The sequence below is a fragment of the Pseudomonadota bacterium genome, from assembly GCA_039714795.1.
In the GTDB taxonomy this organism is placed as follows: domain Bacteria; phylum Pseudomonadota; class Alphaproteobacteria; order JAGOMX01; family JAGOMX01; genus JBDLIP01.
On sequence record JBDLIP010000088.1, the window covers coordinates 1 to 7,828 of the forward strand.

Genomic DNA, 7,828 nt, shown 5'->3' on the forward strand with positions numbered 1-7,828 from the left:
AGGAATTTACAAAAATACAAAGTATAAGAAATAGTAATTTGCAGATTAATTTTTAAAAAAGCAAAATTTTATCTTCGGAATTATTAAAATTAATGGTGGTAAAATTATCTATAGTTATTAAATTCAAAATTCAATTCAGGTTTGATCTTTGCAAGGAAAAAATTCTGGCTCTTTTGGAATTGCCGTGAAAGAAAAATGTTTTAAAATTAAGAGATGCGTAGACATGCCCACATATCAAATTGCCCTTTTCGAAAGGGAAATATGCGGCTATTGTTCAGCCGCTCCCGCTGTACCAATAACCCTTTGATAAATAAGTAATATTTTTTTAGGTTTTCGTAAACTTTTTCTGAAATTTCCTTTTTAATTCAAACATTTAACTAATGATCGTAGTAAGGTGATGCGATCAAAATACGTAAGTAACTGACAAATAACAAGAAAACAGCAAGAAAGTTTACGAAAAGTAAAAATCTTTTTCTTTGTTTTTCAAGTGGTTATTGGTCCAGCGGGAGCGGCTGGCTATTGTTCATATTGGCCACCTTAATTTTGTGATTTTATACTTTATGAGCATGCAGTTATGTTGTTGACACTCAATTTGTGTCACAAAATGGGTAGACCGGCCTCATTGAATAACCTGTAAAAACGCACACGTTCTAAGATATAGTTGCCTCTGTAACAGTAGTATTTGAGCCATTCTTCTTCCACGGCAATTTCAAAAGAGCCATTTATTTGCCTATCGTCATCTCGAAAATCTGTTTTGAAACTCAGGCCTGGCAAAGACTTGCTCGCGTTGCCCAAATGAAGTGCTAACACGATGCCATTCGATCCAATGAGGAATCTGAAGAAAACCCATAGCCAAATGTGCAACCTAAGCGAAAATAAACCTTTGGCAGGTTTATGCAAACCTCAACATTTTGATTCAGCACATATATTCTGCAAAAGAAAGGTGATCAAGCCGTGCGCGTGCAGGTGGCATTGAGCGTTGATAAGGTCCCAATGCGTATCGTTGCAAAAAATATCCAGTCAACTTCAACCCTAAAGAAATTTGTTGAGCATCGGCTACTTGGTCTTTCGTTGTTAGGAAAGCAGGTAGCTCGAGCAAACGGTCGTGGTAAGCTTTGCCCACTTCTTTTGTCACAGCGCGTCCTGTGCGTGGTGAAACATATCCTAGATTTTCCTGCTCTCCTGTGACAGCACAGTGTGACAGCTGAAGGCCAAACCCAATTTCACGCAATAGACACAATTCAAAATTGACATACTTACCCCCTAAATCTGGTTGATCAAGCTCGACAATCAGCTTGTGCAAAGCATCGTACAAGCGTGGTGCTGGTTCACGTTCCGGAGTTACAAAATCAAGCCATGTGCAGGCTGCCAGCAAAACTGTGAGCGCTGCTGGTTTGTGAAAACTGCTGATCCATCGACTTTGTGTTTCCTCTATCGTCCAGGCTCCCAAATGTTCACTTAACCGTGCCTTCCACACCAAGCGTGCTTGAGTTCCAGGTTGCAAGGCAGCGTTTATCTTGCGACTACGACGCAAAATGCCAGCATAACGACCGCGATGCTCAGTTAAAAAAGTAACTATTTCCTGGCTTTCACCATGTCGCCTTGTTGATAATAATATACCGCTATCGGTCCACTCCATCGCGTCTTCTTCCTATGCTATACCGTAGCTGAATCAACCTGTTGGTTTACGTAGATTTCTATTTATCTTCAGTCTAAGCATCAAAATCAAGTCCCACTTCTTTGTAATGTCCGGGGCGCTCTACCCAATTTTCTTGAACTTTGACATGCAAAAACAAGTGTACCGGACAATTCAACAGCGTACTCAAATCTTGACGGGATTTTTCCCCGATCAATTTAATTTGCTTGCCGCCCTTACCTAAGACAATCGGCTTTTGACTTTCTCGCTGCACATAAATGGTTTGGTGAATTTTGATGCTTCCATTCTTGAATGTCTCCCATGTATCTGTTTCAACTGCAATCGAATACGGTAGTTCTTGGTGTAGGTACAAGTAAACTTTTTCCCGGGTAATTTCTGCTGCCATCAAACGCTGCGGTAAATTGGTAATTTGATCAGCTGGATATAGCCAAGGGCTTTTAGGCAAGCTTTGGGTACAAAAGTTCATAAAGTCTTCCACTCCGTCGCCCAGTGTTGCAGAAATCATAAAAGTTTTTTCAATTTCACGCCCTTTGGTTAACTCAGCTGCAAGCTCAAGCAAACGCTCACCCGGAACCAAATCGATTTTATTGAGAATTAAAATCGGCTTTTTATCTGCACGTTGCAGATAATCCAAAATTCTTAGAGTTTCTTGCAAGTCTTTACGGTGTACATCGACAATGACAGAAACTATATCCGCATCACGCAAAGCACCCCAGGCTGCTTTGACCATGGCCCGTTCTAAACGTCGCTTGGGATTAAAAATCCCAGGTGTATCCACCAGAATAACCTGCACATGCTCTCGCAAGGCAATGCCTAGAATGCGAAAGCGAGTGGTTTGTACTTTTGGGGTAACAATTGAAACTTTAGCGCCAACTAGCAAATTAATCAGAGTCGACTTTCCAGCATTGGGAGCCCCAAGTACAGCAACAAACCCACACTTATCCTCTTGTACAGGCATCACCCTTTGTCCTCGACGCCCAATTGTTCTAACATTGCTTTTGCAGCAGCTTGGGCTGCATCACGCTTTGCAGAGCCTTTTCCTTGAGCTGCCGGAACGCCTGCAACACGCACTTCCAAAACAAATGTTGGTTGATGATGCGCACCATAGCTCTTTATAATCTTGTACTCAGGAATCGGTTTGCCATTACGTTGGGCCCATTCTTGCAAAAGTGATTTTGGATCTTTCAGGTTCGTCTTACCAAGTTGCAGAATAGGTCGCCAATACCGATGAATAAATGCTTTGGCAACATCCAATCCTCCGTCAAGATATAATGCTGCAATCACAGATTCACAGCAGTCCGCTAGAATTGGCTCACGTTGCCTGCCATGCGCGCGTAGCTCTGCCCCAGCGACATTCACATAATCGTCTAAGTTAATTTCTTGAGCAACCCTTGCAAGAGTTTCACGCCGCACAAGAGAAGTAAAGCGCCTTGAAAGGGCCCCTTCATTTTCTTCAGGAAAATCCTGAAAGATCATTTCTGCAATTACTAAGCCAAGGACACGGTCACCAAAAAATTCTAGTCTTTGGTAACTGGGAACTGATTGCGCTGAGCTGGCACTCGGGTGCGTTAGAGCTTCCTCTAAAAGAGGTAAAGATTCAAAATGATGTCCAAGCGCCTTAAAAAGAAGTTCAAATGAATCAAGCATTTCCTAATATATCATTTGCATCATTCGACCATAACGGGTTTCTGTTGGCCATTTCCATGGCTGCCACCAATAAGTTTCAGGGTCGGTGGGTATTTTCGTTGAAAAGAAAATCAACTCAGCTTGACCTACGATGTTTTCATAAGGCACCATCCCCAACCGTGTTCCACGGCTGTCATCGGAGTGATCGCGATTATCACCCATAACAAAGTAAAAACCCTCAGGTACGACAAACTCTTGGGTGTTATCAAGTACGTTCATTCCAAAATCAACGGTTTTTACAATCAAATGCTCTACACCATTGGGTAGGGTTTCCGTATAGAGCTGAGACGTATGGTATCTACCTTTCTCATCACGCCATTTGTAGTCTTCTTTAAATTGAAGCCGCGCCTCTTGCCCGTTGACAATAACGATGCCATCAACCACTTGAATCACATCTCCAGGCACACCGATGACCCGTTTGATCCAATCTTCACCTATTTCATGGGATGGACGAAAGACGATAACATCTCCCTGTTTGGGCGCCCCTGATAGAACTCTGCCCTCAAATAAAGGAAAACCAAAGGGAAAAGAATAGCGACTGTACCCATAAGTGAACTTCGAAACAAACAAATAGTCTCCCACCAAAAGGGTTGGAACCATAGAAGGAGTTGGTATATTAAATGGTTTATAGAGTAGAGAGTGAAAAAGCAAAACAAAGGCACCTGCATACACAACTGTCTTAACGAGCTCTATCAGCCAATGATCTTGTTTCTTGGGCATCGATTTTAAAATCCGTTGTTTCTACCTGCGCTACTCCAAAATCTGGGCTTAGCCCTGGGATAACTCACAGCTCTCACGTACGCCTGAGTACGTTGCGACCGCTCGTTCGATTTTTCTTAAAGTATCGCAGGTACAGTGAATATTCTTATCCAAGTAGTATAGGAACAAACCATAAAATGCAAGGATATATGCATTTACACATCCAGCGCATACCGACAGTTATCCTTGCCATTTTGAGTGAATGCGTGTACAAAGAGTTAATAAATTCTTAAAATTAGGAAAAGTTGTCGCTCTTTATGCAAGCTAAGTTTCTGACCACACCGATCGATCGAAGAGACCTGCTGCGTGTAGGTGGGGGTCTTATTGCCGGATCTCTGATTGTGCCCAAGTGGGCTGTTGCTGCTCCTTTGAAACCAGAACAGGCTTTGAATCTTTACAATGTCAATACTGGTGAATTTTTCAAGGAAGTGATTTGGGCAGGTGGCGGATATGTTCAAGAAAATCTCACAAAGGTTTATAGCTTCTTGAGGGATTGGCGTACCGGTCAGGAAATCAAGATTAACCACGAGCTACTTTCTTTGCTCTATCGATTGGGTGAAAAGGTCGATGCGAAAAAGCCTTTTGAGATCTTTTGTGGATATCGTTCGCCAAAGACAAACGCGCAGCTTCGCAAACGCAATAAGGGTGTTGCTCGGCGTAGTCGGCATATGACTGGAGATGCTGTGGATTTTAAGATTCCAGGTGTGCGTCTCAGACATTTACGCAATGCTGCTACGGCTGAAAAAGTGGGTGGTGTTGGTTATTATCCTAAATCAGGTTTTGTACACGTTGATATCCGTGAAAGGTTTACCACGTGGTAAACTCAGCTGTATCACTTGATACAGTGCGTGCAGCAGCAGATCTCTTACAATCACATATCAGACATACTCCGATGTTAGATGCGTGTCATGCGCGGATGTCTCTACCGCACCCGTGCCGTTTGCACCTCAAGCTTGAACAACTGCAACTTACCGGATCTTTTAAAATCCGGGGTGCCACACACAAGCTCTTACGCTTGTCGCAGCGACAGAGGCAAAACGGTATTGTCGCCGCTTCTGGCGGAAATCACGGACGTGCGGTTGCCTATCTGGGTTGGAAACATTCAATTCCTACAACTATTTTCTTGCCATGCACTACCCCAAGAGAAAAAATAGAAGCGATTGAACATTGGAAGGTGAACGTCGAGTTTGCTGGAGAGAATTTAAATGCAGCAAACAAGATTTCCCGAGATTACGCTGAGAAAAACAATCAAGGCTTTATTCACCCTTACGCTAACCCTGAGGTCATCAGCGGTCAGGGTACCCTTGCATTGGAAGTTTTGCAAGATTGTGCAAGCGTTGACGTGATTGTAGTTCCTATTGGTGGGGGAGGATTGATCAGCGGTATGGCAGTGGCTGCTAAGGCCTTGCGGCCAAATCTCAAGATCATCGGTGTGGAGCCAGAAGGTTGCCCCACGCTCTATAACAGCCTGCGCGCCGGTCATGTTGTTGCAGTTCCCGAAATCACAACAGAAGTGGGGACCCTTGCTATACAACAAACAACAGATGTGAATTTTAATTTAGTGCACAACCACGTCGATGATGTGGTGTTGGTGAGCGATCAAGACATGCATAATGCCTCTCGTTGGTTATGGCAGGAGTTTGGTATTGCCGCAGAGCTAAGTGGTGCAGCCTCAGTGGCTTCCCTTCTGGCCAAAAAAATTCAGGTTGATCCCTGCGTGCAAATTTGTGCTGTTATTTCAGGAATGGGTGCTGATGGAATTAATTCAGGCGAACCTCTTTAATTTTATCGCTAACGTGATATGATGAGAGGCAGCTGGAAAAAAAGTCTTAATGCCGGGTTAGCTCAGTTGGTAGAGCAACTGATTTGTAATCAGTGGGTCGCGAGTTCGAATCTTGCATCCGGCACCAAGCCCACAAAGGGTTTCAGAGGTTTCCAAAAATTCAAAAATAATTTTGGCAAGCATACGGCAAGCATTTTGAAAAATTTCGCGGATTGGGTTTTTTGAAAAAGTTTGTTTCTTCGGAAAAATCTTGTTATTTCAGGTGGTTCGTCTAAAGACTGGAACCTGTTGGTTCACTTTGATTTTTTTGCTGTTGATTTCTATTCGTGTTTAGCGTTACCCTGATTAGACGTGACGGAAAGGTTGGTACACCTAACCGCCACTACCGCTAACAGATCGATAAAGGATCCGCTAATGGATATTGTCAATTTATACAATTCTGTCCTGCTTTGCCAACACAAACATTCGTTTGTGGCTGGAGGTACGCTTATGCGTTCCTGCTTGGATGGAACTTGTAAAAACTATGGCTCTACCCATTGGTCCAATGTTTGTGGGGCTTTTGGAGATGTGGTTACCTTAGTTTCTTGGTTGCTCCGGAGTTCTCGCTTATCTGATCTGTTGTGGATTTGTATCAGCGATAACCTCAGAAAAGGAGTAACCAATCATGTACTTTTTAAACCATACCTATATTGTAGGCCGTCTGCCCGAAAACCCTCACATTTTTTCTGATGGTGAAGGAGGCAACTTAGCCACTTTTACTTTGCTCACGCCTGTTGATGGCGGTGAGCGCCTTGAAAAACACCACATTTCAGTAGAAAACCCGCTCTTGGTCGAGTATGTGTCCTCTTGTTTGTGCGAAGGTAACCTCGTCTTTGTTGCAGGGCGGTTGGAGCCATCTTCACTGGATTCTGGCCCCTCTTGGATCGTCATCTCTAAAACCTTTGGCGGTCTGCACCCGATTAATTCACACGTGCACATGCCATTGCCTGAGATTGCTTCGAGCAGCGATAATTAAGATGTATACGGAGAAGGTGGTGTCTATTGATGGTGCCACCTGTACCTTCATACCTGTATCTATCTGTACCTTTACACAGCAAAATTATCCTGACATAGTTGGAGAAAGGGTATGGATTATGATGGATTGACCGACATGCAGACCTGGAGAACCTATGAAGACTTTTCAGATTCATTCATGGCAAAACACCTTGAGGTATTTCTATATGATACCTACCATCAACTTATCGCTATGTTGCTCTACCCTCAAAATTGTAAGTGTAGCTTGAGTTGCGACTGTGATGAATTGCGAGAAATGACTGTACTCTCCCTGAATACTTACTTGTTCGAACGCTTGCAAGAAAAGCTCACAGATCCAAATAAGATTCACGGCTTAAAACGACTCTTACAAGTTCCCGAGGATCATTATTTCAGGAGTAACTGGTACAAGGCTTTTTCTTTACGGCAGATTCATAAAGAGCTTTGTCAAAAAGAGCCTACTTTCAAAAGAGTTCACCATTTAGTATGGGCTTTTATTGAACTGGCCGAAATCAGCCGTGCTAATAACAAAGGTAATCTTGTTACGTTAAAGGATGCTCAGGAATTAGTGTTAGGCAAGTTTCCTTTGAAAAAGAAGAAGAAATCTGATCCAGAGTATTTAGGTGGGGAAAAAGCTTACAGTGACGATTTGCAGGACTATAAACCCTTCTGCCATTTTCTTGCAGCCTTTGAGTTTAAAAAAAATAACAGCTCTTATCGATTCTATGAAAACCCCACACTGAACCTATCACCTGAACAAATCATTCGCCTTTTTAAAAGGGCGCAACGCATAAAGAATTTTCTTCCCTTTTTAGCGGAAGTTTAAAATCCAAATGGGGTGAAATGGCTTAAATTAAGGTATTTCGGCGTATTTGCTCGAATTTTGTAGACACAGAACTTTTGATAAAAAG

Annotated in this window: 9 protein-coding genes and 1 tRNA gene; 6 read left to right on the forward strand and 4 right to left on the reverse strand. The window is 42.9% G+C overall.

Annotated elements, in window-relative coordinates; genetic code table 11:
* Positions 1–916: 916 nt before the first annotated feature.
* From recO to lepB, 4 genes are all read right to left on the reverse strand, one after another.
* Positions 917–1,639 (reverse strand): DNA repair protein RecO, encoded by a 723-nt coding sequence (gene recO, locus ABFQ95_06520; GenBank protein MEN8237176.1) that lies wholly within the window; start codon positions 1,637–1,639, stop codon positions 917–919.
* A gap of 73 nt (positions 1,640–1,712) precedes the next feature.
* Positions 1,713–2,615: a GTPase Era gene (gene era, locus ABFQ95_06525; protein ID MEN8237177.1), complete on the reverse strand. Its 903-nt coding sequence runs from the start codon at positions 2,613–2,615 to the stop codon at positions 1,713–1,715.
* On the reverse strand, positions 2,615–3,304 hold the full coding sequence (gene rnc / locus ABFQ95_06530) for a ribonuclease III (protein MEN8237178.1): 690 nt from the start codon (positions 3,302–3,304) through the stop codon (positions 2,615–2,617). The genes era and rnc overlap by 1 nt, the downstream gene beginning before the upstream one ends.
* Positions 3,305–3,307: 3 nt before the next feature.
* Complete coding sequence (gene lepB / locus ABFQ95_06535; protein ID MEN8237179.1) at positions 3,308–4,063, reverse strand: signal peptidase I; 756 nt, start codon at positions 4,061–4,063, stop codon at positions 3,308–3,310.
* A 296-nt stretch (positions 4,064–4,359) separates the two neighbouring features.
* Between lepB and ABFQ95_06540 the strand changes: the two genes are divergently transcribed.
* The 6 genes from ABFQ95_06540 (at position 4,360) to ABFQ95_06565 (ending at position 7,743) form a co-directional block, all read left to right on the forward strand.
* Positions 4,360–4,923: a YcbK family protein gene (locus ABFQ95_06540; protein MEN8237180.1), complete on the forward strand. Its 564-nt coding sequence runs from the start codon at positions 4,360–4,362 to the stop codon at positions 4,921–4,923.
* Positions 4,917–5,885 carry a threonine/serine dehydratase gene (locus ABFQ95_06545; GenBank protein ID MEN8237181.1) on the forward strand — a complete coding sequence of 323 codons (969 nt, stop codon included), beginning with the start codon at positions 4,917–4,919 and terminating at the stop codon, positions 5,883–5,885. The genes ABFQ95_06540 and ABFQ95_06545 overlap by 7 nt, the downstream gene beginning before the upstream one ends.
* Positions 5,886–5,936: 51 nt before the next feature.
* Positions 5,937–6,012, forward strand: a tRNA-Thr gene (locus tag ABFQ95_06550).
* Between the two features lie 294 nt (positions 6,013–6,306).
* Positions 6,307–6,465: a hypothetical protein gene (locus tag ABFQ95_06555; protein ID MEN8237182.1), complete on the forward strand. Its 159-nt coding sequence runs from the start codon at positions 6,307–6,309 to the stop codon at positions 6,463–6,465.
* An 84-nt stretch (positions 6,466–6,549) separates the two neighbouring features.
* Positions 6,550–6,900, forward strand: a complete 351-nt coding sequence (locus tag ABFQ95_06560; GenBank protein ID MEN8237183.1) for a hypothetical protein — start codon at positions 6,550–6,552, stop codon at positions 6,898–6,900.
* A gap of 111 nt (positions 6,901–7,011) precedes the next feature.
* Entirely contained in the window at positions 7,012–7,743 is a 732-nt protein-coding gene (locus ABFQ95_06565) for a hypothetical protein (protein ID MEN8237184.1), read from the forward strand.
* Positions 7,744–7,828: the final 85 nt, after the last annotated feature.